20 protein-coding genes and 1 tRNA gene are annotated in these 21298 nt (G+C 58.5%); 9 read left to right on the top strand and 12 right to left on the bottom strand.

Annotation, left to right across the window (positions count from 1 at the left end; translation table 11 throughout):
• Position 1: 1 nt before the first annotated feature.
• The 7 genes from KXD86_RS00500 to KXD86_RS00470 form a co-directional block, all read right to left on the bottom strand.
• Positions 2-994 carry an MBL fold metallo-hydrolase gene (locus tag KXD86_RS00500; protein ID WP_312846238.1) on the bottom strand — a complete coding sequence of 331 codons (993 nt, stop codon included), beginning with the start codon at positions 992-994 and terminating at the stop codon, positions 2-4.
• 83 nt (positions 995-1077) lie between these two features.
• Entirely contained in the window at positions 1078-2055 is a 978-nt protein-coding gene (locus tag KXD86_RS00495) for a tRNA dihydrouridine synthase (protein ID WP_218634142.1), read from the bottom strand.
• Positions 2056-2321: 266 nt separating this feature from the next.
• Positions 2322-2543: a DUF2835 domain-containing protein gene (locus KXD86_RS00490; RefSeq protein ID WP_218634141.1), complete on the bottom strand. Its 222-nt coding sequence runs from the start codon at positions 2541-2543 to the stop codon at positions 2322-2324.
• A 5-nt stretch (positions 2544-2548) separates the two neighbouring features.
• On the bottom strand, positions 2549-4441 hold the full coding sequence (htpG, locus tag KXD86_RS00485; protein ID WP_218634140.1) for a molecular chaperone HtpG: 1893 nt from the start codon (positions 4439-4441) through the stop codon (positions 2549-2551).
• 217 nt (positions 4442-4658) lie between these two features.
• The gene (locus KXD86_RS00480) at positions 4659-5093 is read right to left on the bottom strand and encodes a PaaI family thioesterase (RefSeq protein ID WP_218634139.1); all 435 of its coding nucleotides are present in this window, start codon (positions 5091-5093) and stop codon (positions 4659-4661) included.
• A complete protein-coding gene (locus tag KXD86_RS00475; RefSeq protein WP_218634138.1) occupies positions 5090-5560 on the bottom strand; it encodes a PaaI family thioesterase in 471 nt (156 codons plus the stop codon). Before KXD86_RS00475 ends, KXD86_RS00480 begins: the two co-directional genes overlap by 4 nt.
• Before the next feature lie 18 nt (positions 5561-5578).
• Positions 5579-6319: a DUF599 domain-containing protein gene (locus tag KXD86_RS00470; protein ID WP_218634137.1), complete on the bottom strand. Its 741-nt coding sequence runs from the start codon at positions 6317-6319 to the stop codon at positions 5579-5581.
• A gap of 198 nt (positions 6320-6517) precedes the next feature.
• Here KXD86_RS00470 and KXD86_RS00465 point away from each other — a divergent pair, with 198 nt between their 5' ends.
• From KXD86_RS00465 to KXD86_RS00450, 4 genes are all read left to right on the top strand, one after another.
• Complete coding sequence (locus KXD86_RS00465; protein WP_218636682.1) at positions 6518-7759, top strand: M48 family metalloprotease; 1242 nt, start codon at positions 6518-6520, stop codon at positions 7757-7759.
• Between the two features lie 169 nt (positions 7760-7928).
• Positions 7929-8474, top strand: a complete 546-nt coding sequence (locus KXD86_RS00460; RefSeq protein ID WP_218634136.1) for a hypothetical protein — start codon at positions 7929-7931, stop codon at positions 8472-8474.
• Positions 8474-9661, top strand: coding sequence for an iron-containing alcohol dehydrogenase (locus tag KXD86_RS00455; protein WP_218634135.1), 1188 nt, complete (start codon positions 8474-8476; stop codon positions 9659-9661). Before KXD86_RS00460 ends, KXD86_RS00455 begins: the two co-directional genes overlap by 1 nt.
• A gap of 185 nt (positions 9662-9846) precedes the next feature.
• Complete coding sequence (locus KXD86_RS00450; protein ID WP_312846237.1) at positions 9847-10587, top strand: substrate-binding periplasmic protein; 741 nt, start codon at positions 9847-9849, stop codon at positions 10585-10587.
• An 8-nt stretch (positions 10588-10595) separates the two neighbouring features.
• Here KXD86_RS00450 and KXD86_RS00445 read toward each other — a convergent pair whose 3' ends face one another.
• Together KXD86_RS00445 and KXD86_RS00440 are read right to left on the bottom strand one after the other, a co-directional pair.
• Positions 10596-13082 carry an ABC transporter permease gene (locus KXD86_RS00445; protein WP_218634133.1) on the bottom strand — a complete coding sequence of 829 codons (2487 nt, stop codon included), beginning with the start codon at positions 13080-13082 and terminating at the stop codon, positions 10596-10598.
• On the bottom strand, positions 13082-13804 hold the full coding sequence (locus tag KXD86_RS00440) for an ABC transporter ATP-binding protein (protein ID WP_218636681.1): 723 nt from the start codon (positions 13802-13804) through the stop codon (positions 13082-13084). The genes KXD86_RS00445 and KXD86_RS00440 overlap by 1 nt, the downstream gene beginning before the upstream one ends.
• 62 nt (positions 13805-13866) lie before the next feature.
• Here KXD86_RS00440 and KXD86_RS00435 point away from each other — a divergent pair, with 62 nt between their 5' ends.
• Positions 13867-14496, top strand: coding sequence for an arylesterase (locus tag KXD86_RS00435; protein WP_218634132.1), 630 nt, complete (start codon positions 13867-13869; stop codon positions 14494-14496).
• Positions 14497-14518: 22 nt separating this feature from the next.
• Here the strand turns inward: KXD86_RS00435 and KXD86_RS00430 are convergent, their stop codons facing one another.
• Positions 14519-15523, bottom strand: coding sequence for a YheT family hydrolase (locus KXD86_RS00430; protein WP_218634131.1), 1005 nt, complete (start codon positions 15521-15523; stop codon positions 14519-14521).
• Between the two features lie 123 nt (positions 15524-15646).
• Between KXD86_RS00430 and KXD86_RS00425 the strand changes: the two genes are divergently transcribed.
• Positions 15647-15722, top strand: a tRNA-Asn gene (locus tag KXD86_RS00425).
• A gap of 56 nt (positions 15723-15778) precedes the next feature.
• On the opposite strand, the gene KXD86_RS00420 is transcribed toward KXD86_RS00425, so the two are convergent.
• Positions 15779-17068 (bottom strand): M18 family aminopeptidase, encoded by a 1290-nt coding sequence (locus KXD86_RS00420; RefSeq protein WP_218634130.1) that lies wholly within the window; start codon positions 17066-17068, stop codon positions 15779-15781.
• A 123-nt stretch (positions 17069-17191) separates the two neighbouring features.
• On the opposite strand from KXD86_RS00420, the gene KXD86_RS00415 reads away from it, so the two are divergent.
• Positions 17192-17677, top strand: a complete 486-nt coding sequence (locus tag KXD86_RS00415) for an NAD(P)/FAD-dependent oxidoreductase (RefSeq protein ID WP_218634129.1) — start codon at positions 17192-17194, stop codon at positions 17675-17677.
• A gap of 108 nt (positions 17678-17785) precedes the next feature.
• Positions 17786-18406: an outer membrane beta-barrel protein gene (locus tag KXD86_RS00410; protein WP_218634128.1), complete on the top strand. Its 621-nt coding sequence runs from the start codon at positions 17786-17788 to the stop codon at positions 18404-18406.
• Positions 18407-18408: 2 nt separating this feature from the next.
• Here the strand turns inward: KXD86_RS00410 and rlmKL are convergent, their stop codons facing one another.
• The gene (gene rlmKL, locus KXD86_RS00405; RefSeq protein WP_218634127.1) at positions 18409-20583 is read right to left on the bottom strand and encodes a bifunctional 23S rRNA (guanine(2069)-N(7))-methyltransferase RlmK/23S rRNA (guanine(2445)-N(2))-methyltransferase RlmL; all 2175 of its coding nucleotides are present in this window, start codon (positions 20581-20583) and stop codon (positions 18409-18411) included.
• A 320-nt stretch (positions 20584-20903) separates the two neighbouring features.
• On the opposite strand from rlmKL, the gene KXD86_RS00400 reads away from it, so the two are divergent.
• Positions 20904-21116 (top strand): BatR family protein, encoded by a 213-nt coding sequence (locus KXD86_RS00400; RefSeq protein WP_218634126.1) that lies wholly within the window; start codon positions 20904-20906, stop codon positions 21114-21116.
• The last annotated feature ends 182 nt before the right edge of the window (positions 21117-21298 follow it).

Here is a 21298-nt window from a genome sequence, read left to right as displayed (position 1 = left end):
GTCAGTTGCAGCCCGCGGTACAGGCAGCGTCCCCGTCAAACGCCATGGTCTTTCCACTCAACGGCACATGCACAGGCACTTCAACCAGATCCCGGAACAGTGAGGTGCGCGTGCCCTGTTTCAACTCACCGCCGGCAGTAGCCGGCTCGTTGGCGTGCGACGCAATGACCGCTTTCGGTTCAATCAGATCGTTGATGACGTAGGCAGCCTCTTTCGGGCCCGTGGTGTAGGTATCACCAATATTCATCACCACGAGTTCCGCGCCGTAGTGATCTTTGACCACCACTTCCTGTTCCGCGGTGATGCCGGTATCCCCCGACAGGTACACCACCAGACCGTTGGAGAAGGTCAGGACGTAGCCCGTGGGCGGTCCGACGCTTGCGCCCACCCCCGCCGCCTTGAGGTGTTCGGCCAACGGCCCAGTCAGGAAGCTGGGCGAAACACCATTGCTGTGCACGGCCGGAACGGTGGTGATGGCAACCCCGCCCACTTCGCGTTCAGCACCAAAGCGAACCAGCAGGGAGTTGGCGGGATCTCCACCCGAATCGGAGAGTTTGGCCGCAAAAAACGCGGGCATTTCACTGCCGGTTACGATCTTCGCCTGTTTCTTGACGGCTATGTCCACGGTATTGGACTGCGGCAGGGTGGAAACCGAGGTGTCGGGTGAGGCACAGGTGCCGGCGTTCGGCTTGGCAATGCGCTGGTCGCCTATGTGATCCCCGTGCATGTGGGACACCAGTACAACGTGGATATCGCCCAGACGCTGATCATCCGGCCCAGCCACCGTTCGGCCTGCGTCGTAGAGGATTCGGGTGCCATTGGGATCTTCAAACACGAGTGCGCGATCCCGGCTACAGAATTCCCCGTCGTGACTTCCAAGGGGCGTCACCTTCACCTCGCCCCCGGCGGCCCCGACGCCGGATACGAGACCAAGTGCCAATGACAGGCCACTGACGACCCCGACTAATCCCCGTGATTTTGTTCGTTCGAACACGGCACGTACCTCCTTGGTGTTTTTATCGTCGTTACCCCAACGGTTACGACCACAAAGGCATTACGTACCAGTGTAGTGTGCAATCAGGCAGCCCGGGTTGACGCCCCGGTGTTTTTGGAATTCAGCTCCAGGCACGCCAGCATGGGGGCCACTTCGCGTATCTTCCGCGCTTGCGGCCAGATCGCCTCCGCCTCGGGAAAGCCCAGACGCAGAAAGTTCATCCATTGCTTGATGCGCCCGGTCACGTAACGATCCTCCAACCAGCCCTGCAGCACTTCCGCGTACTCCCGGACCAACGCGACCGCCTCCAGCCACGCCATATCCTCAACCTGCTCGCCCAACTGACTGGCTTTGATCTGGCGGGCCAGGTCCGGTCTGGCAATCAATCCACGCCCAATCATGACATCGTCACAGCCGGAGACCTCCCGGCAACGCCAGTAGTCAGCGACGGTCCAGATCTCGCCATTGGCAATCACGTGGGCGGAGACGGCCTCTCGCACTTTGGCAATTTCTTCCCAGTACGCCGGTGGCTTGTAACCATCCACCTTGCTGCGGGCGTGAATCACTATCTCGGATGCGCCGGCGGACTCCAGTGCCTGGCCACAGGCAACGCCCATGGTTCGGTCGTCATAGCCCAGACGCATCTTGGCGGTGACCGGAATGTGGGCTGGCACCGCCCGACGCACTGCCGCCGTGATCCCGTGCATGAGTTCGGGCTCGCGCATGAGCACGCAGCCGCCTTTGTGCCGATTCACGGTCTTGGCGGGGCAGCCGAAATTGATGTCCACCTGGGTCGCGCCCAATTCCACCGCACGGGCACCGTGTATCCCCATCTGCTCAGGGTCTGAACCCAGGAGCTGGAGCGCCACGGGCGTACCCACTTTGGTCAGGGACTGGTTATGGAGTTCTGGAGCGTATTTGTAGAAAACACGCGGGGGGAGCAAGCCATGGGTCACGCGAACAAATTCGGTCACGCAACGGTCGATACCACCGACTTTCGTCAGGGTCTCACGTATAGGTGCGTCAACCAGGCCCTCCATGGGGGCGAGGATAATTCGCATGTCGGCTCCGGAATTGATCAAAGATTGCGCGGGCCGGCATTGTAGTCAGTTTCGGTGGCAGATTGAAGCCTGCAGGACACTATTGGGAGATCGCGTAATTGGCACAGTAATCCGCCAGCACCTGACTCTGTTTTTTCCACTGTTCAGACCACGATTTCATCCAGGGGGCCATGACACTGCTCCTTTTCACCTACCCATGCCTTGAGGATAGACGATGAATTCGAGGTCGGGTAATGAAAGAACGTGACGAGAGCCTTAGGTTCTGGCTATTGAAGTCGTTCGATGGAGGCAAATTTGCCTTGGCCATCAAACAGTATCCGGAAGGTGCCGCGAATACCATCGCGGAGGTAAAAACGGGAGAGAATACGGGCCGGGAAACGGACTGATCGTCCGTCCCGGGCCGTGGTGTGAACATCCTTGGCAACGCCCTGATAGAGCTTGATCCACTCATCAGGGCTGATGCTGAGATCCACGATGATCTGCTGCATGGAACTCAGTTGGCCAGTTCCAGCAACAGGCGGTTCAGGCGGGTCACATAGGCACCCGGATCCTGCAATTGCTCGCCACTGGCCAGAGTGGCCTGGTCAAGCAATACCGCCGAGAGCTCTGTGAAGCGCTCTTCGCCCTTTTCATTTTCCAGCCGTTGAACCAGCGGATGGTCCACGTTGATCTCAAAGATCGGTTTGCTGTCAGGTACCTTCTGACCGGCCGCTTCCATGATTTTCTTCATTTGGGCGCCCATGTCGAAGTCCCCGACAACCAGGCAGGCTGGCGAATCCGTCAGACGGTTGGTGACCCGAACGTCCTGAACCCGGTCGTCCAGGGCTGTCTTGATCCGCGCCAGCAGGTCCTTGTGTTCTTCGGCAGCCTCTTCCTTGTGCTTCTTGTCCTCTTCGGTCTCCACTTCACCGAGATCCAGATCACCGCGGGCAACATCCTGGAACTGCTTGCCGTCATATTCGTTCAGGTAGCCCATCATCCATTCGTCGATGCGATCCGAGAGAATCAGGACCTCAATGCCTTTCTTGCGGAACACTTCCAGGTGCGGACTGCTCTTTGCGGCCATGAAGTTATCGGCGGTGATGTAGTAGATCTTCTTCTGACCTTCTTTCATCCGCTCGATGTACTCATCCAGAGACACGTTCTGGGTGCTTTCGCCGGTATGGGTCGACGCGAAGCGCAGCAGGCCGGCAATCTTTTCGCGATTGCTGAAGTCTTCAGCCGGGCCTTCTTTCAGCACGGTGCCGAACTCGCCCCAGAACTTCTGGTACTGCTCCGGATCCTTCTTGGCGAGCTTCGAAAGCATGTCCAACACCCGCTTGGTCAGCGCGGATCGAATGCTTTCGACAGTGCTGTCGTTCTGCAGGATTTCACGGGAGACGTTCAGGGACAGATCGTTGGAGTCGATCACGCCCTTGGCAAATCGCAGGTACAGCGGCAGGAACTGCTCGGCATCATCCATGATAAACACGCGCTGCACATACAGCTTCAGGCCCCGCGGCGCCTCCCGGTTGTACAGATCGAACGGAGCCCGGGCCGGAATATAGAGCAGACTGGTGTAATCAAGCTTGCCTTCCACCTTGTTGTGGGACCAGGTCAGCGGATCCTCAAAGTCGTGGGCAATGTGCTTGTAGAATTCCTTGTACTCTTCGTCCTTGATCTCGGTACGCGGCAGTGTCCAGAGCGCGGTGGCGTCGTTGACGGTTTCGTCCTTGCCCTTCTCTGCCTCGTCTTCGGATTCGGATTTCATGACCACCGGGAAAGAAATGTGGTCGGAGTATTTCTTCACCAGGTTACGCAGGCGGAAGCCATCGGCGAACTCGGTCGCGTCCTTCTTGAGATGGATGACAATCTCGGTTCCGCGGTTTTCCCGGTTAACCTGTTCAATGGAGAACTCGCCGTCCCCCTTGGATTCCCAGTGCACGCCCTCTTCCGCCGGAGTACCTGCGCGGCGGGTAAACACATCAACCTTGTCAGCCACAATGAAGGAGGAGTAGAAGCCAACGCCAAACTGACCGATCAGCTTGCTGTCCTTCTTCTCGTCACCGGAGAGCTGCTTGAGGAATTCCGCGGTACCTGAACGGGCAATGGTGCCGAGATTCTGGACCACATCGTCACGGGTCATGCCGATGCCGTTGTCGGTCAGGGTGATGGTGTTCGCCTCTTTGTCGTAATCCAGGCGGATTTTCAGCTCCGGATCGCCTTCGTAGAGGCTGTCGTCTTTCAGGGCGGCAAAACGCAGTTTGTCCTCGGCGTCTGAGGCGTTCGAAATCAGCTCACGAAGGAAGATCTCCTTGTTGGAATAGAGGGAGTGGATCATCAGGTGAAGCAGCTGCTTCACTTCGGTCTGAAAACCCAGGGTCTCTTTTTGCGACTCAACCGTCATGGCGTTTATATCTCCTGATATCTACTCAGAGTTCAGAGAAGCAAGCGCAGAGGTTTTGCTGAAACCGTGCGGAGCCATGGTGGCGGAGCCGAGCGTACCTGGACGCATTCCCAGCGTGTTCCAGCAAAACCTCTGTGCCTGCTTCAGCACAGATTCTTTGTCTTGCTGAAAAGTGGGGGCGCACCGGGGCATTTCAAGCCCCGGCGATGGTTGGAAATCAGTCTTCGAGGAGAAAGTGGGCGCGGGCTGTCGCGATGGGCTGGGAACGGGATTTTTGCCACGCGGTGACCATCACATTGGCTACGCGGTTGCCCTGGCGGGTCAGACGGCACTCGGCATAGGTTTCCCGGTTCAGACCCGCCCGAAGATAATCCAGGGAAAAATCCACAATCCGGGGCATGCGCATGCTGTCCTGGGACATCATGAGGTAGATCGCCGCCGACAGTTCCATAAACCCGCCAATCACACCACCGTGTATGGCGGGCAGAATCGGGTTGCCGAGGTTTTCCTCTTTCTTCGGGAGGCGGAAGATCAGATCGTCGCCGAACTGGTCGCATTCCAGCCCGATAAAGGTGGCGTAAGGAATGCTTTGCAGCAAACGGGAAAAATCGCCGGTTTCGCGGGTGTAGCGATAAATGTCCGGATCGGTCATTGGCCACCTCCGGTGATCAGATCACGGTAGTGCTTGGGTGTGGCCTCTTTGCCAATTCGCATAAAGGTACCGACACAGTTGGCAATGGTTTCCCCACCCTCCTGGTACGCCTCGCAGCGGGTAAAAATGATATTGCGGGTAACCTTGTAGGTTTCTGCGCGGGCATAGACCGGCTTGTGAGGCTCCGCCGGGCGCATGTAATCCACCCGCAGGTCCAGTGTCGGGCACAACTCGAATTCATCCAGCGCACACAGAATCACCGAACCGGACGTGGTATCCATCAGCGTGGTGATCGCACCGCCGTGGATAACGCCGGTATCAGGATTCCCGATGATCCGGTCGCTGTAGGGCAGGCACAGGGTCAGGTTCCCTTCCCTGGCCTCGGTGACTGACAGGCCCAATTCCCGTGCCTGTTTGAGGGTGTCGATGAACCGGGTCACCCGGTCCAGGCGAATGGCGTCATTCATTGCGGACGAACCTGTGGATCAAGAATTGGATTTCTCACTTTTATCCGACTTGCCTGGCACCGGTTCCTCAAAAACCTTACCGGAACGCAGTGCAGTGAGGGCATTGGAGCAGAATTCCCGTCGATACAGCACTATCACGACCAGCGTCGAGGAGGCCATAAAAACGACTGGATGGATAAACCAGCCAACCACGGCCAACGCGTAATAGTAAGACCGCAAGCCAAGGTTAAACGCATCGCCGGCCAGGTTACAGACGTTCCCGGCACTTCGGGCAAAGGCCTCTCGACCGGCCGGACTGGTTTTAGTGTCATCCGGCGGCGGGGCACTGCCAACCATCACCGACACAAAATTGTACATCCGCATCGACCAGGTGAACTTGAAAAAGGCATAGATAAAGACCACCAGCAACACCACCATCCGCAGTTCCCAGATCTCACGGCTCGGCAAGGTACCAAACGGCAGGGTACTGAACACCTCCATGACTTCCTGGGTGTACCCGAGGGCGGTAATGATACCGGCCAGAATCAGCAGACAACTGGACGCGAAGAACGCGCCATTTCGCTCCAGATTTCCAACAACCGAAGCGTCGGCAATCCGGTTCTCACGGCGAAGCATCACCCGCATCCAGTCTTCGCGGTAGAGATCCAGGGTATTGGACAGGCAAGGCCGATCGCTGGCCCGGCGTTTGGAGTACTCGCTGTAGCCCAGCCAACAGAGCAGAAACCAGAGTAGTGCGATCAGTTCGAGGAAATTGCCCATGAAACGCCTTAGAACGAAAATGCCGTGTGAAATGGTGTGAGGACAGGCACTTATAATACGCTAAGGCCGTTGGTGCCACCACAGCCGCGGGGTATTTTCAGGCAGCCCGAGCCGTGCAATCATGTGGTATAACATTGCGAAATGCCGTAAAGGGAGTTCCGTGTGAATCAGTTCGTATTGAAACGTTGTTTGGCCCCGATGGTGCTTGCCCTGACGGTAACCGGTTGCTCTGTCAATCCGGTCACGGGCGAGAGCCAGCTGTCCCTGATTGATGAAAATCAGGAACTGGCCATGGGTGCCGAGCAGTATACGCCGACACAGCAATCCCAGGGTGGCCAGTTCTACCTGGACCCGGAGCTGACGCTGTACGTCCGGGACGTCGGCCAGAAACTCGCAGCCGTCAGTGACCGCCCGGACCTTCCCTATGAGTTTGTAATCCTGAACAGCAGCGTGCCGAACGCCTGGGCGCTCCCCGGGGGCAAGATTGCCATCAACCGCGGCCTTCTGACGGAACTGGATGATGAGGCCCAGCTGGCCTCGGTCATCGGCCACGAAATTGTCCACGCGGCGGCCCGCCACAGCGTCCAGCGCATGCAGCAGGGCATGCTGATCAGTGCCGGCGTAGCCGGACTGGGATTCGCCCTCTCCGACAATGAATGGGCGGGACTGCTTATGGGAGGTGCCGCTGTCGGCGCACAACTGGCGCTCGCGCAGTACAGCCAGTCCGACGAACTGGAATCCGATTACTACGGCATCCTGTACATGAAGGAAGCGGGCTACGACCCGACGGCCGCCGTTGAGCTCCAGCAGTTGTTCCTGGAACTGTCCCAGGGAAAGGAAAGCGACTTTATCCAGGGCATGTTCGCAACTCACCCACCCTCGGCAAAGCGAGTCCAGAAAAACCGGGAACTGGTCAATAAGGTTGGTGCCGGCGGCTACCGGGGGGAGGATGTTTTTGAACGCAAGCTGGCCACCCTCCGCAAACTCCAGCCGGCTTACGATGCCCATGAGAAGGCACTGAAACTGGCCTCAGAGGGGGACATGGATGCAGCGCTGAAACACATCAACGAGGCCATTCGCCTTGCGCCGGACGAAGCCCTGTTTTACAGCCTGCGCGGTCGCATATACCAACACCAGGAGAAGCTGGAACAAGCCTCGGCGGATTTCGAGAAAGCCGTATCCCTATATCCGGAAATGTTCGTTTACCGGCTCTACAACGGTTTGAACGCACTCGCCCTGAACAACCTCGACAAAGCGCAGGAAAACCTGGTTCGCGCCAATCAGGTTGTTCCCACATCCATCGCGTTTCTGCGCTTGGGCGACATTGCCGCTAAACAGAACCGCCGCGATGAGGCCATTGCCTATTACAGCAAAGCGGCGGAAGCCGGGGGCGATGTGGCCAAAGAGGCACGCCAGAAACTGGAAGCGCTCACCGGTTGATTGCCCGCTTCCCGTAGCGATAAAAGCCGACGGCTACCCATCCGTCGGCTTTTTTGTATCTGGAGGGCCGGTTTGCCGGGCTGACGCGGATTTAACGTCACTGCCACATTGACTTTTAGAGCAATAACTCTAAAAATCAGAGTACACCAACAACAAATGGATGACGGCCATGCTAGCGAAACGTATCCAGCCGATGATTTTCCAGGCTCGCCGCCTCTACGTGGAGATGATGTTCCAGGTGATGGGACGCGCTTTGCAGGCGGTGAGTGAAGTGGATGACTCGGTCAGGAAGGAGGCCCAGGCCCTGCCTGACGGTTTTTTATTCGAGATGATGGTTATGCCGGATGGACCGCGACTGATTGTCGAGCATACCGGCCTTGGCCGCTTCCATTACCACGGCGAGTCGGCGCCCCGCCCGATCGACCTGTCCATCCAGTTCAAGCACATCGCCCATGCGTTTCTGGTGCTGTCCTTCCAGGAGAAGACGTCGGTGGCCTTTGCCAACGATCGCATGCTCGTGGATGGCGACATCAGCTACGCCGTTCGCATGACTCGTGTGTTGAACCGGCTTGAGTCCTTCATTCTTCCCAAACTGATTGCCCAACGGGCGGTAAAGGAATACCCCGCCAATCTTCACCTGCCGGAAAAGCTGATCAGCGCGGCGCGTATCTACTTGAAGGTTGCTACCAATTTCGTTGAGACGGTGAGAGCGTAATGACCAATAAATACTATGAATTCTTTTGTCCGGTAAAAGTCATCGCCGGTAAATCGGCCCTGGAACATATTCCCTACGAATTGACCGGACTGGCCGCGAAGCGCCCCATGATCGTGACGGACAAGGGTGTTCGGGCCGCCGGCCTGCTCGACCCCGTCATTGCGGCCTGCGAGGAAAGCGGCCTCGAGATTGTCAGCATCTACGACGACGTGCCTCCCGATTCCTCGACCACCGTTGTCCGGGACATAGCGGGCATCTACCGTCAGGAAAAATGCGACTCGATCATTGCCGTGGGCGGCGGCTCCGCCATCGATACCGGGAAGGCGGTGAACATTCTGGTTTCCGAGGGTGGCGACAACATCGCCAAATACAGCGGTGCAGGCATCATCAAGCACCCGCTGAAGCCGTTCTTTGTGGTCCCCACTACCGCAGGTACCGGGTCAGAAGTAACCTCGGTCGCCGTCATCACCGACGAGGCCAAGGGCGTGAAACTGCCGTTCACCTCTTCGTTCCTGCTGCCCAATGCCGCCATCATTGACCCGAGAATGACGCTGACCCTGCCACCGCACATCACCGCGGCCACCGCCATGGATGCCATGACGCACGCCACGGAGGCCTTCACGTGCATGGCGAAAAACCCACTGAGCGACGCCTATGCAACGGCAGCCGTGAAGAAAATCAGCCATTCCCTGTTACGTGTGATGGATAACCCCAAAGACACCGACGGCCGACTGGAACTGGCCCAGGCGTCGACCATGGCCGGCATCGCCTTTTCCAACTCGATGGTGGGCCTCGTGCATGCCCTCGGGCACGCGACCGGCGCCATATGCCATCTACCCCACGGTTTGTGCATGAGCCTGTACCTGCCTTACGTGCTTGAGTACAACCTCGAACAGATCCGTGAACCCCTGGGCGAACTCCTTCTGTACCTGGAAGGTCCCGAAGTGTACTCCGCGACACCCGCAAGCCGGCGCGCTGAGGCAAGCATCTCTGCCCTACGCAAACTCCGGGATCAGCTGTACAAGCGTTGCCAGTTGCCGCGCACCCTGAAGGAGACCGGGAAGGTGCAGGAGGATCAGCTTGATCACATCGCCGAGATGGCTTTGGATGACGGCTCCATCATGTTCAATCCGAAAGAAGTCACCCTGGAAGATGCCCGCGCTGTCTTGCGGCGGGCCTGGGCATAAATCATAGCGGGGTCCTGACAGGACCCCGTTTTTCAGTTACTTGCACCCCACAACCAATGATTGAATTTAACTAACAAAAGCGTAACAATTGTGGCCACACTGGCAGGGAGTCAGCCGGGCACACTTTCCAACGCTAAGAGTCCTGCATAATGATGCGAAAATGGTCTCGCAGATTGATTCCTACCGTGCAACTCGTCGCACTGGTGATCGGGGCCATCGCCCTAAGCTCCGGAACCCACGCCGCGCCAACCAACAAAACGTTCCACTTCAACGTATCACCAAATGGCTATCCCCCGTATCTGATCGTCAAAGAGAGCCAACCCTCAGGCATCATGTGGGATGTGGTGTCGCTGATTGGAGAGCGTATTGGCTATAAGGTCGTGCCCGAGCAAGTGCCCAGGAAGCGCGTGGATGAGATGCTTCTGGAAGGATTTATCGACGGCACGCCACGGGCCATTGAATGGACCACCAAACCGGAACGTTTCCTGTTCACCGATGCCGTAGTGCCCATTGAAGAGGTCTTCTTCATTCCCACCGACTCGGACCTGAACTACCAGACGCCCGAGGACCTGTTCTCAAAGACCGTTGTCACCCATCTTGGTTACCAGTATCCCCTGCTCCAGGAACACTTTGACGCCGGCACCATCCAGCGTTTCGACGTTTCCCGGGATCGCGATATGTTCACGTTCGTGCTGCACGGTGAGCGATTTGACGCGGCAATCGCCGATCGGCTTGTCGGCCAGTGGATTCTTCGCAGGGAAGGCTTGCAGGACCGTTTCCGCACGACCCGCCAGGGCATCAGCAACGTCGGCTTTCGGCTAATGCTCCGCAAGGACTGGCAGGAATTTGCCGATGCCTTCAACGCCGAGCTGGAAGAGATCCGCGAGAACGGCGAACTGGATGCCATTCTCGCGAACTACCGGTAAGCGCCGCTTTACTCCAACCGACGCAGCAGAAGCATGGGCGACACGCTCAGCACAGGGCGAAGTTGCCACCGCCCAAACAGGGCAAGAACCACGGCGCTGACCAGAGGCACGGGCAACACCACCTGCCAGTGCCAACTGAAGGTGCCTTCGAACATTCGGAACTGAAGCGCCCACACCGCCGCTTCCGCGGCAACGACACCGAGCACCCCGGCAAACCCACCCAGAAGCGCAAATTCCAGCATGGTACTGCGCACCAGCAGCGATTGGCGGCCCCCGAGGGTCCGCAACAGTGCGCCTTCCCGCTGACGATCCCGCAAGGTGGCACTGACGACCGCCGCCATCACGACCAGCGCAGCCGCCAGAATCAGGGCCAGAATCGCTTCAATGGCCTGGGTTACCTGGCGAACGATCTGCTGGATTCGCTCAATAATGTGGTCGATCTCAAGTACGGAAATAGTCGGGAACTGCCTCGAAAAATCGTTCAAAGCGGTTTTCTTGTCAGCCGGTAGATAGAAGCTGGTAATCCAGGTTGCCGGCATATCGGTCAGGCCGCCGTTCGGTGGGAACGCCATGTAGAAATTCGGCTTCATGCTATCCCACTGGACCGTTCGGATGCTGGTGATCGATTCCGTCACCTTCTCGGAACCGATTGTGAAAGTCAGCCGGTCGCCCAGGGCGAGCCCCAGTTTTTCCGCCAGTTCCGCCTCAACCGAGACACCCTCCGACTGGCCGTCACCAAACCATTGCCCCTGGATGATTTCGTTGTCAGCTGGCAGGAAGGGCATCCAGGTCAGGTTGAGCTCCCGGTTCAGGGCGCCCACCCGCTCGTCCTTGCTCACCGCTTCTTTTACCGGCCGGCCGTTCAGCTCGGTCAATCGGCCCCGGACCATTGGATACAGCTGGTTCAGCGGTTGGCCGCGCTCCTGCCAGAAAGCACTGACCTCCTCAACGGCATCGGGCGCAATGTTGATCAAGAAGTGATTAGGGGCGTCCTGGGGCAGCTGGGCCTGCCAGTCATCCAAAAGCGAACTCCGCACCAGCACCAGGGTCGCCGCCAGCATCAGGGTCATGGCGAACACCGCCATCTGGGACAAGCTGGCGCGACGATGTCGGTAGAGCCCGACCAAGGCCAGGCGCCAGGCATTGCCACCACCTCGAACTTTTCGCAACGCGGCCACGAGCAACCAGCCCAGGAGCCCAAGCGCACCGAGTAAGAGGACCAGCCCGCCTAGGAGGGCGCCCACCAGACTCAGTTCACCGGCATACATCCAGACCAGGCCGAACACCGCAACAATGGCAATCGCGATGTCCGGCAAGGCTTCGCGCCCGCCCTCACCGGGCTGGCTTCGCAGCACACGCATGGCAGGGACATTCCGCAGCCTGCGAATGGGCGGATAGGCGAAAGCAAACAGGGAGACCAGGGCCGTCAGCAAGGCAGGCGCGAGAGCCGCCGGATCCAGGTAAAACTCAACGGGCCGCTCAAGCACGTTGCCCAGCAGCCTCGTCAATAACCAGAACAGGGGCAAGGCCACCAGCAGACCGCCGACCACGCCGGTCACCCCCCAAAGCGCCAGGCGACGCAGATACAAGGTGCCGATGCCCCGGCTGCGAACGCCCAGCGTCTTCAGCAGAGCCACGGTGTCGCGCTGGGACAGCGCATACTGCCTGCTCGCGACCGCGACCGCCACGGCCGCCAAAAGGACGGCGAGGCTGCCCCCCAACAGCAGAAAACGCTCGGCCCGCTCCAGGGACCGGGAAAAGGTCTCCCCGTCACGAACGCCTTCCCACTCATGGCTGGGCTCAAGCCGAGGTTCCAACCACTGGTAATAGCCCTGGATCGCACCTTCGTCGCCGGCAAACAGATAGACATACTCGACTCGGCTTCCCTCCTGGATAACCCCCGTTGAGGTTACGTCATCGGCGTGCATCATGACCCGCGGAGCCAGTGACGAAAGCCGGAACCCGCCGTCGGGTTCGCGAATCAGCAAACCCGATACCGTCAGGTTCCGGTTCCCCACCTCTAGGGAATCGCCGACGTCGAGCTCAAGCAGGCGTAATAACCGTGGATTGATCCAGACCTCGCCCGGCTTTGGACCGGCGCCGACCATTGTTCGGGGAGCCTCTGGCCCGTTCTGGACCTCGATTTCACCTCGCAGTGGATACTCGTCACTGACGGCTTTCACCGACACCAGTTGAAACCCACCGCTGCCGAACACCATGGTGGAAAATTCCACCATTCGCCCCGTTTCGAGCCCCCTGAACCGGGCCTCGGTCAGCCAATCACCGGGAATTTCGCGCCCGTTCTCCGCCTCCAACTGCCGATCGGCAGCCAGGAAAGAGCTGGCGGAGGACACAAGGGTGCGCTGTAGCTGACTCGCAAACAGCGCGATGGTAGCCACGGTGGCGACGGCAATAATCAAGGCCGCCAGCACGACCCGAACGTCTCGCTCCCGCCAATCCCGGCGGACCGACATCAACTTGCTTGCAGCCGCCATCAGTCAGCCAGCTCCCGGGCCGCTGCTTCCGGCTCCGACAGAACGCCTGCCTCAATGTGGAACTGGCGACCACAGCGGCCGGCCAGGTGTTCATCGTGGGTCACCATCACCAGCGTCGTGCCTTGCTCCCGGTTGAGTTCCATCAGAAGATCCGACACAGACTGCCCGGTCCGGTTATCCAGGTTGCCCGTCGGCTCATCGGCGAAAAGAATGGCCGGATCGGACGCAAATGCCCGGGCAATGGCCACCCGCTGCTGTTCTCCCCCGGACAATTGCCGCGGCGTATGGTTGAGGCGTTCCCCCAAGCCGACCCGCTCCAGCAACTCCCGTGCACGGGCTTCAGGCGCTTCTATACCCGCCAGCTCCAGCGGTAACATCACGTTTTCCAGAGCTGTCAGTGCCGGCAACAGCTGGAACGACTGGAAGACAAACCCCACCCGACGCGCCCGGAGCTTCGCACGTTCGTCTTCGGTGAGTTTGCTGATCACGGATCCATCGAGCTCTACCGTGCCATCACTGGGGGTGTCCAGGCCCGCCAACAGGCCAAGCAAGGTGGTTTTGCCCGACCCGGAACGGCCAACAATGGCTACGGACTCTCCCCGATTGATTTCCAGACTGACCCCCTGCAAGATCGTTAACGTATCGGTTTCCAGGCTGACCCGGTGAGTCAGGTTGTCTACTCGCAACATGGGTTGTCGGCGGTCGGAGTTGAAATCAGTCATCTGGTTCACGGAAGCTCTCGATCTTGGGGTTGTTTAACTGAATTAGGGTGAACGAATTGTCTATGAATACGGCACGACTGACCGTCAGATCAATCCTTTTCGTTGTACTCGCCTCGCTGGCGATGCCGATATTGGCCAATCAGAACACCTTGCTTATTGTAGGGGACAGCCTGAGTGCAGCCTATGGCGTGCCATCCGAACGTGCGTGGGTTCAGCTGCTCAAGGAGCGCCTGGACCAGAACGGGTTATCCCAGTGGCAGGTCGTCAATGCCAGCATCAGCGGCGAAACCACGGACGGCGGCGCTCGACGCCTGCCCGATCTGCTCAGGGAAAATGACCCGGACGTTGTGGTGATCGAGCTGGGCGGCAACGACGGCCTGCGGGGCTTTCCACCCAACGTTATCGAATCCAACCTGGCGGACATGATTGAACAGGTTCAGGAAACCGGAGCCCGCACCGTGCTGGTCGGGATGCAGATCCCGCCGAACTACGGCCAACGTTACACCCAGATGTTCGCGGATATTTTTCCGAAACTGTCCGACCGCTACAACACGGCGTTGGTTCCCTTCTTTCTGCAGGGCGTTTATGACCGGGACGGATTCATGCAGGACGACGGCCTCCATCCCTCAGAAGAGGCACAACCCAAGCTGCTCGACAATATCTGGCCGGTTCTCAAGCAAAACCTGGAATGACCCCGGGCTTTTGCGGCCGCGGTCAAAGGGATTCCTGCAGGAAGGCAATGGCTTTGCGCTCGGACCAATAATATCCGTCGCGGGCATGCTCCACAAAACCGACGTGCCCGCCCCAGCGTGGCCATTCAACTCGGACATGGGCCCCCAGGACATCGCGCGACTCCGGAAAACACCGATCTGACAGAAACGGATCATCCACGGCGTTAACCATCAGGGCGGGCACCCGGATATCCCGGAGGCGCCCGAGGGCCGACGCCTGTGCCCAGTAATCATCAGCGTCACGAAAACCATGCAAAGGCGCGGTGTAACGGTCGTCGAACTGGCGAAAGTTGCGAATCGATTCAAATCCGGAAACATCGATCATATCCGGAAACTTCCCGGCCTTTTCTTTCATTTTGACGTGCAGATCTTTCAGGAAGCGCTGCATGTAGATTTTTCGGCTGGGTCGCGAAAGCACCTCTGCACTGCCGGCCAGGTCACAGGGCACCGAGTAGGTAACGGCACCGCAAATCCGGCTGTCCACCCGCTCCCCCTGTTCACCGAGGTACAGCAGTGTCAGGTTGCCTCCCATGCTGAATCCGGAGAGAAAGAGTCGGTTGTAGGTATGCGTCAAACCGTGCCGGATCACCCGCTCCAGATCGCCGGTTGCGCCACTGTGGTAAAACCGGGGCTGCAGATTCATTACTCCACCGCATGAACGGTAATTCCAGGCCAGCACATCCCAACCCGCACTCAGCAGTGCCCGAGTCAGGCCCAGCACGTACGGCCTTCGGCTGTGCCCCTCCAGACCGTGGGAAACAATGGCCAGGCGGTCACTGCCCTGACGGTACCAATCCAGGTGGAGCTCATCGTCATCGTCGGTTCTCAGGACTTCGGCCTGGGGCGAAACCATCGCGACCTTGCGAAACAGCGTGGGCCAGATGGATTGCACGTGGCCATTGCGAAGCCAGGGCGGCGGCGCGTAGGGCAACCGCTCCAATCTGACGTTAGCGGGTAAGGGATACGGGGCGGATTCAAAAGCGGTCATAACAACACCTCCCTGTCACTATGCACTGCTAAACACAGACTTCCGTACAATTTTTAACCTTCTAATTCAGGGGGTTGACCCGGTCCATCAAAGCACTTAATATGCGCGCCACTCTGATGCTGTTCCCCGATAGCTCAGTTGGTAGAGCAACGGACTGTTAATCCGTTTGTCGCTGGTTCGAGCCCAGCTCGGGGAGCCACTTATTCCGGAATGCCGCTACTTCATACGAAGCAGCGGCATTTTTCGTTTCATGCCTCACAGAATCTGATTGCGCTGCATGAATTCGGTCAGCACCCGAAATAAAGTATAGCCGTCTTCCGTGCCAATGAGCTCCCGAATCGAGTGCATGCCAAACTGGGGCACCCCAATGTCGAGCGTGGTGACGCCGAGGTTGCCAGCAGTCAGGGGGCCAATGGTGCTGCCACAGCCCATATCACTGCGAACGACAAACGTCTGGTGCGGCAGCCCCAACTCATCACTGATGTGGCGGTAAACGGCAGCAGACCGGCTGTTGGTCGCGTAGCGCTGGTTGTGGTTCACCTTGATAACCGGCCCCTCGTTCAACAGGGGGCCGTGGTTTTCATCGTGACGGTCCATGTAGTTCGGGTGAATTCCGTGGGCATTATCGGCCGAGATCATCATGGAACGGGCAATCGCCCGGGATTTGCCTGGTCCGCACCAGCGCTCCAAAACAGATGTGAGAAACGGTCCCTGGGCACCCTCTGCCGACATACTGCCGACTTCCTCATGGTCGTTGCACACGAGCAAAGCGGCTTCATCGCCGGAAGCTGCGACCAGGGATTGAAGCCCGATATAGCAACTCAGCAGGTTATCAAGTCGGGCGGAGGCGATGAATTCGTCGCGCAGACCGACAAAAGAAGCCCCCCTGGCATCGTAGAAGCTCAGCTCGTACCCCAGGACCTTGCGTGCCTTCATTCCAGACTCGGTGGCAATCTGCTGGCGTAACAGATCCGAAAAGCTCGTGGTATCGCTTTCAGGCACCTGCATGACCACGGGCGGCAGATCAGTCTGCGGATTCACGGATCGATTGTTGTTGGCTTCCCGGTCCAGATGAATCGCAAGACTCGGGATAAAGGCCACGGGTTTGCCAAAGTTCACCAGCGTGTCCCGTACCTCGCCGTCCTCATCCAGGACCGTGACACGGCCGGCAAGCGAGAGATCGCGGTCAAACCAGGGATTCAGCAGAACACCACCGTACACCTCGACGCCAAGCTGGAAAAACCCCTTGCGCCGTACTTCGGGATTCGGTTTCACCTTCAGGCACGGGCTGTCGGTGTGTGCCCCGACCATTCGGATGCCCGAGGTGGTGACGTCCCGATCACCGGTTCGGAAGGCGATAATGGAGGACCCGTTCCGGATGACGTAGTACCCTTGACGCGGCGCCAGGGTCCAATCGTCTCTCTCGTCCAGCTCTTCGAAGCCGGCAGCGTCCAGCCGGGCCTTCATGGTCGCCACGGCATGCCAGGGCGTGGGCGACGAGTTCAGAAACGTCAACAAATCTTTGTTAAATTCAGCGTGTTCCATGATATCCCTGATTGAATGATAATGGCCGGAACAGTATGGCATGAAGCCTTGAAGCCTCATACCGGGTCGACGGACATTCCTTATAACCGGACCCTGACTTTTCTTCTCTAACCGGAGCTCAGCGTGCAAGTACCGAGATTTCTCGATATCGAATACTGCCAGACAGACGACGCCCTGTTTCCAGTTGCCATGGCGTGGTCACTGGCGGATGGCCGCATGAAGACGGTCGTGATCACACCGGAAGACGAGTGGCTGCCGGAGGATGGCGATCTGGGCGATGTTGACCTCAGGTACCTTGAGGAACAGGGCGTTCCGTTGTTGGAACTGGCCAGGGAGCTGCACCAGGACCTGCCCGACCAGACGGTCTACGTGGATGGCCTCGACCCGGACGAAATCCTGATCGACAAACTGTTCAGCGCCATTGGCCAGGAACCGCCGTTTGAAATCGCCCCCATCACGGAACTCCTTACCAGCCTGGACAGTGACTCACTTGAAGACCGTCGGCGTCAGATCATGATTGATGAGGGTCTTGAGCCGCAGCTTCCGGAAAACGGGGTATACGCCTTGCTTTTGATGGCGCGGGAGGAAGGCCTGTTCGAGGAAGACTGAGCCGGGCTTCCATCCGACACGGGGAAGTGTGACACGGGTCGACGTAACAAACGGTTACGCAAGGCAGAATCAGGCCCGTATCTGCTCACCTCAGGAAGCCCGATAATAATGAACAAGGTTGTGCGAACGTCCCTGCTTGCCGCGCTGGTGCCAGTAACATTAATGAATTCCCCCGCCGCTACTGCCCAGGAAGGGGCGGCAAAGGCGTCCAGGGCAGACCTCCACTACATTGGGTTGCTGGCCACGACCCTGAACCACCGCAGCATCGGTGAGGCCACCAACGAGGCAGCGTGGGGCAGCGCAGGAACCTTGATTGTCGGCGGGCACATTACCGAATTATTCCATGCCGAGCTTCGCGCGGGCGGCGGCTTCAAAGATGCCGAAGTCCCGGACAGCGATTTAACCCTTTCCGTCGATTATTTCGCCAGCTGGTACATCGGCATGCATTATCCGATCACCGACTACGCCAATATTTATGGCCAGTTCGGTTTCTCTTATATCAGTGGCGACGCGGAACTCGGAAATCCGGAAGAAGACCGAAATCTTCAGTTCCGGGACCTCGAAGGCGAGTTTCCGGACAGTGGCTTCAGTGTCAGTTGGCTCGCAGGTCTGGACTTCGAGGTCATGGAAAACACCTTCCTGGTGTTCGAAGGTGGCAAACTGTTCGAGGACACTGGAACGGAGGCCAATACGTTCCAGTTCTCCGGAGGTCTGCGCTACGAGTTCTAGTGTCAGCCGCGATGACGGATGTGCCAGCAGCGATGGATGCGCTGGTTCCGCTGGAAGTCCTTGTCGATGGTGCTCGCACTCACCTCTTCCACCTCAAACTCGGATACCAGTTCCTCGTCCAGTTTGAAACGACGGAAGTTGTTGGAGAAGATCAGCAGGCCTTCGGAACTGAGCCGCTGCATCGCCTGGCGCACGAGCCGGCCGTGATCCTTCTGAATGTCCAGAACCCCGGCCATCCTGGCTGAATTGGAGAACGTTGGCGGGTCCATGAAAATCATATCGAACCGCTGATCGGGAGACGGCTTTTCCGCCAGCCAGGCCAGACAATCCGCCTGCTCCACCCGATGCCGTTTCGGATCAGCGCCATTCAGGGCCAGATTCTCCTCCGCCCATCGCACGTAGGTGCGGGACATATCGAGACTCAACGACCGGCTGGCACCACCTGCCGCCGCGTGGACGGTGGCTGCGCCCGTGTAACAGAACAGGTTCAGAAAACGCTGGCCTTTGGCGTGCTGCTGGATCCAGTGGCGAACCGGGCGGTGGTCGAGGAACAGACCGGTGTCCAGGTAGTCCTTGAGATTGACCTTCAGAACGCAGCCGTGTTCGTGAACCTGGAAAAACTCGCCACTCACCGCCTGCTTTTCGTACTGACTGGTACCGGTCTGACGCTGGCGCTGCTTGCACACCATCGCTTCGCGCTCGACACCGAGCGCCTCCGGTATGATTGCCAGGGCCTCAGCCAGGCGCTCACGGGCGGCACGCTCATCAACCGATTTGGGAGCCGCGTACTCCTGCACGTGCACCCGCCCCTCATAGATATCAATGGCCAGTGCAAACTCTGGCATATCGGCATCGTAAAGACGGTAACAGCCGATGCCCTGTTTGCGGGCCCACTGCCCTATTGTTTTCAGATTCTTTTTCAAACGATTCCGCAGCATTGCCGCCCGCTCTTCGTTGGCGATTCTCGGCGAGATCTCACCGGGGACGTCCGGTTCTCGTGGCGTCATTGCGCTGGCTTCGTCGATCTCGAACAACAGCAACTGGGCCGGCAACTTGCCGTTGAAGAGTCGGTACTGTTTGTAACTGCGCAGACCAATGGATTTCCCGTATTCCGGGGCACCTGTGAACACCCCCAGCCGCCAGCCGGGCACCAGACGCTTGACCGTGTCGCCGAGAGCCCCGTATAGCGCGCCCAGTTCACGCCGTTCGCTCAACCGCTCACCGTAAGGCGGGTTGGTCAACACCAATCCTCTCGATGACCACTCGCCATCAGCCGCAAGCTCAGACAGTGGGGAATGGCCGACCTGCACCAGGCCATCCAGCCCTGCCCGCTGTATGTTGTTCCGGGCGGTCGCAATGACTCGGCCGTCCTGATCAAATCCATAGATTCCTGGCACCCTTCCCTGCTTGCCCTCGTGGGCTCTCCGCTCGGCTTCCTGGCGCAGCGACAGCCACAGTTCCGGCTGGTGGCCCGGCCATTTCTCGAAACCGAAGCGCTCCTGCTTGCGACCCGGCGCCAAATCCAGCGCCATCATCGCCGCCTCGATCAGTAAGGTGCCCGAACCGCACATGGGATCGACAAAATCGCCACCCTCGCGCGCAATGTCGGGCCATCCCGCCCTCATCAACAGTGCCGCAGCAAGGTTCTCCTTCAACGGGGCCGCACCTTTTTCGGTTCGGTAACCGCGCATGTGAAGACTGTGGCCGCTCAGGTCGATGCCCAGGGACAACCGGCCCCGATTCAGTCGCGCCGAAACGGTGATATCCGGTGATTTCGCATCCACGGAGGGACGTTGGCCGCCATTGGCCCGGAACCGGTCCACAATGCCATCCTTCACTCGCTGGGCGCCAAACTGGGTGTTGCGAATGGCGTCATTCTGGCCCAGAAAAGTCACCCTGAAGCTGCCGTTGACGGGGATATGCTGCTGCCAGTCCATGTGGACCACCCCGTCGTAAAGCTGGTCGCCGCTGGTAGCGTCAATAGTGTCCAGGTGCAGGATGATGCGGTTTGCCAGGCGGGACCAGAGGCAAACCCGGTAGCCCCCTTCCAGCGTGCCCTCCGCCCAAACGCCAGCCGGCGCGTTGCGCACCGGTTCGAGGCCCAAGGCGCTCAGCTCGTCCGCCAAAAGGTATTCAACGCCCTTTGGGCAGGTTACGAAAAAGACAGGTCTGGACAAGGTTTACTCCCGGTTGAAAAGGCTTCAGGTAAGTTTGCGAAATTGCGGCTTTTTACCCGAAACGGCCACCATCGCTTATGTCATAAAACTATAAAAAATTCGTCACGTAGACGAAATAATTAGTGTACATCGGCTCGACGTTCGACTTACCTTGTAGGTGACGCGTCGTTCCGGAGGTCACCAAGTGCCTCCGTTAACAGGATCCTGACTGCTCTGGCTTTTACTGACAATAGTGGGTTATCCCCGGAGTGGGTTCCACATGTCATGGCCACTGCAGAAGTGTACACGCATGTTCTGTTAATCCATCAGTGAGGAACGGCATGAAAAGACAGAAAAGAGACATGTACGCTCGTGCATTCAAGCGGGGTTATCTCGCAGGCGTGTCTGGCAAACCTAAAGACAGCTGCCCCCTCGAACAATCAGAAGTCCGCCAGGAATGGTTAAACGGGTGGCGCGAAGGCCGCACCGATAACTGGGAGGGCATGACCGGAGTTTCCGGCATCCACAAACTTTCCAACGTCACGTCGGCGTGACGGACATTCACTGAAACCCCGGATCTTAATCTGATCTTCTGTACACTGACAATTTGACGCAGTACGCTGAATAACCCAAACGGGACCTCCCGTCCCGTACCATGCGAAGAAGCGCCACGGGGTTTATTCCCCGCACGGGCCCGCTAAGCGGGCCCATTCTTTTTCTGGCACTCGCACGCACA

Source organism: Marinobacter arenosus, from assembly GCF_019264345.1.
GTDB classification, from domain to species: Bacteria; Pseudomonadota; Gammaproteobacteria; order Pseudomonadales; family Oleiphilaceae; genus Marinobacter; species Marinobacter arenosus.
This window is presented reverse-complemented; position numbering and strand designations above follow the sequence as displayed.

What these genes read in the sequence shown, in the direction of transcription:
- KXD86_RS00495 (WP_218634142.1), bottom strand. Translation starts at nt 2,055, where the DNA reads ATGCGAATTATCCTCGCCCCCATGGAGGGCCTGGTTGACGCACCTATA.
- KXD86_RS00430 (WP_218634131.1), bottom strand. Translation starts at nt 15,523, where the DNA reads ATGACCGCTTTTGAATCCGCCCCGTATCCCTTACCCGCTAACGTCAGA.
- KXD86_RS00475 (WP_218634138.1), bottom strand. Translation starts at nt 5,560, where the DNA reads ATGAATGACGCCATTCGCCTGGACCGGGTGACCCGGTTCATCGACACC.
- KXD86_RS00470 (WP_218634137.1), bottom strand. Translation starts at nt 6,319, where the DNA reads ATGGGCAATTTCCTCGAACTGATCGCACTACTCTGGTTTCTGCTCTGT.
- KXD86_RS00410 (WP_218634128.1), top strand. Translation starts at nt 17,786, where the DNA reads ATGAACAAGGTTGTGCGAACGTCCCTGCTTGCCGCGCTGGTGCCAGTA.
- KXD86_RS00445 (WP_218634133.1), bottom strand. Translation starts at nt 13,082, where the DNA reads ATGGCGGCTGCAAGCAAGTTGATGTCGGTCCGCCGGGATTGGCGGGAG.
- KXD86_RS00460 (WP_218634136.1), top strand. Translation starts at nt 7,929, where the DNA reads ATGCTAGCGAAACGTATCCAGCCGATGATTTTCCAGGCTCGCCGCCTC.
- KXD86_RS00465 (WP_218636682.1), top strand. Translation starts at nt 6,518, where the DNA reads ATGGTGCTTGCCCTGACGGTAACCGGTTGCTCTGTCAATCCGGTCACG.
- KXD86_RS00400 (WP_218634126.1), top strand. Translation starts at nt 20,904, where the DNA reads ATGAAAAGACAGAAAAGAGACATGTACGCTCGTGCATTCAAGCGGGGT.
- KXD86_RS00490 (WP_218634141.1), bottom strand. Translation starts at nt 2,543, where the DNA reads ATGCAGCAGATCATCGTGGATCTCAGCATCAGCCCTGATGAGTGGATC.
- KXD86_RS00440 (WP_218636681.1), bottom strand. Translation starts at nt 13,804, where the DNA reads ATGACTGATTTCAACTCCGACCGCCGACAACCCATGTTGCGAGTAGAC.
- htpG (WP_218634140.1), bottom strand. Translation starts at nt 4,441, where the DNA reads ATGACGGTTGAGTCGCAAAAAGAGACCCTGGGTTTTCAGACCGAAGTG.
- KXD86_RS00435 (WP_218634132.1), top strand. Translation starts at nt 13,867, where the DNA reads ATGAATACGGCACGACTGACCGTCAGATCAATCCTTTTCGTTGTACTC.
- KXD86_RS00455 (WP_218634135.1), top strand. Translation starts at nt 8,474, where the DNA reads ATGACCAATAAATACTATGAATTCTTTTGTCCGGTAAAAGTCATCGCC.
- KXD86_RS00480 (WP_218634139.1), bottom strand. Translation starts at nt 5,093, where the DNA reads ATGACCGATCCGGACATTTATCGCTACACCCGCGAAACCGGCGATTTT.
- KXD86_RS00420 (WP_218634130.1), bottom strand. Translation starts at nt 17,068, where the DNA reads ATGGAACACGCTGAATTTAACAAAGATTTGTTGACGTTTCTGAACTCG.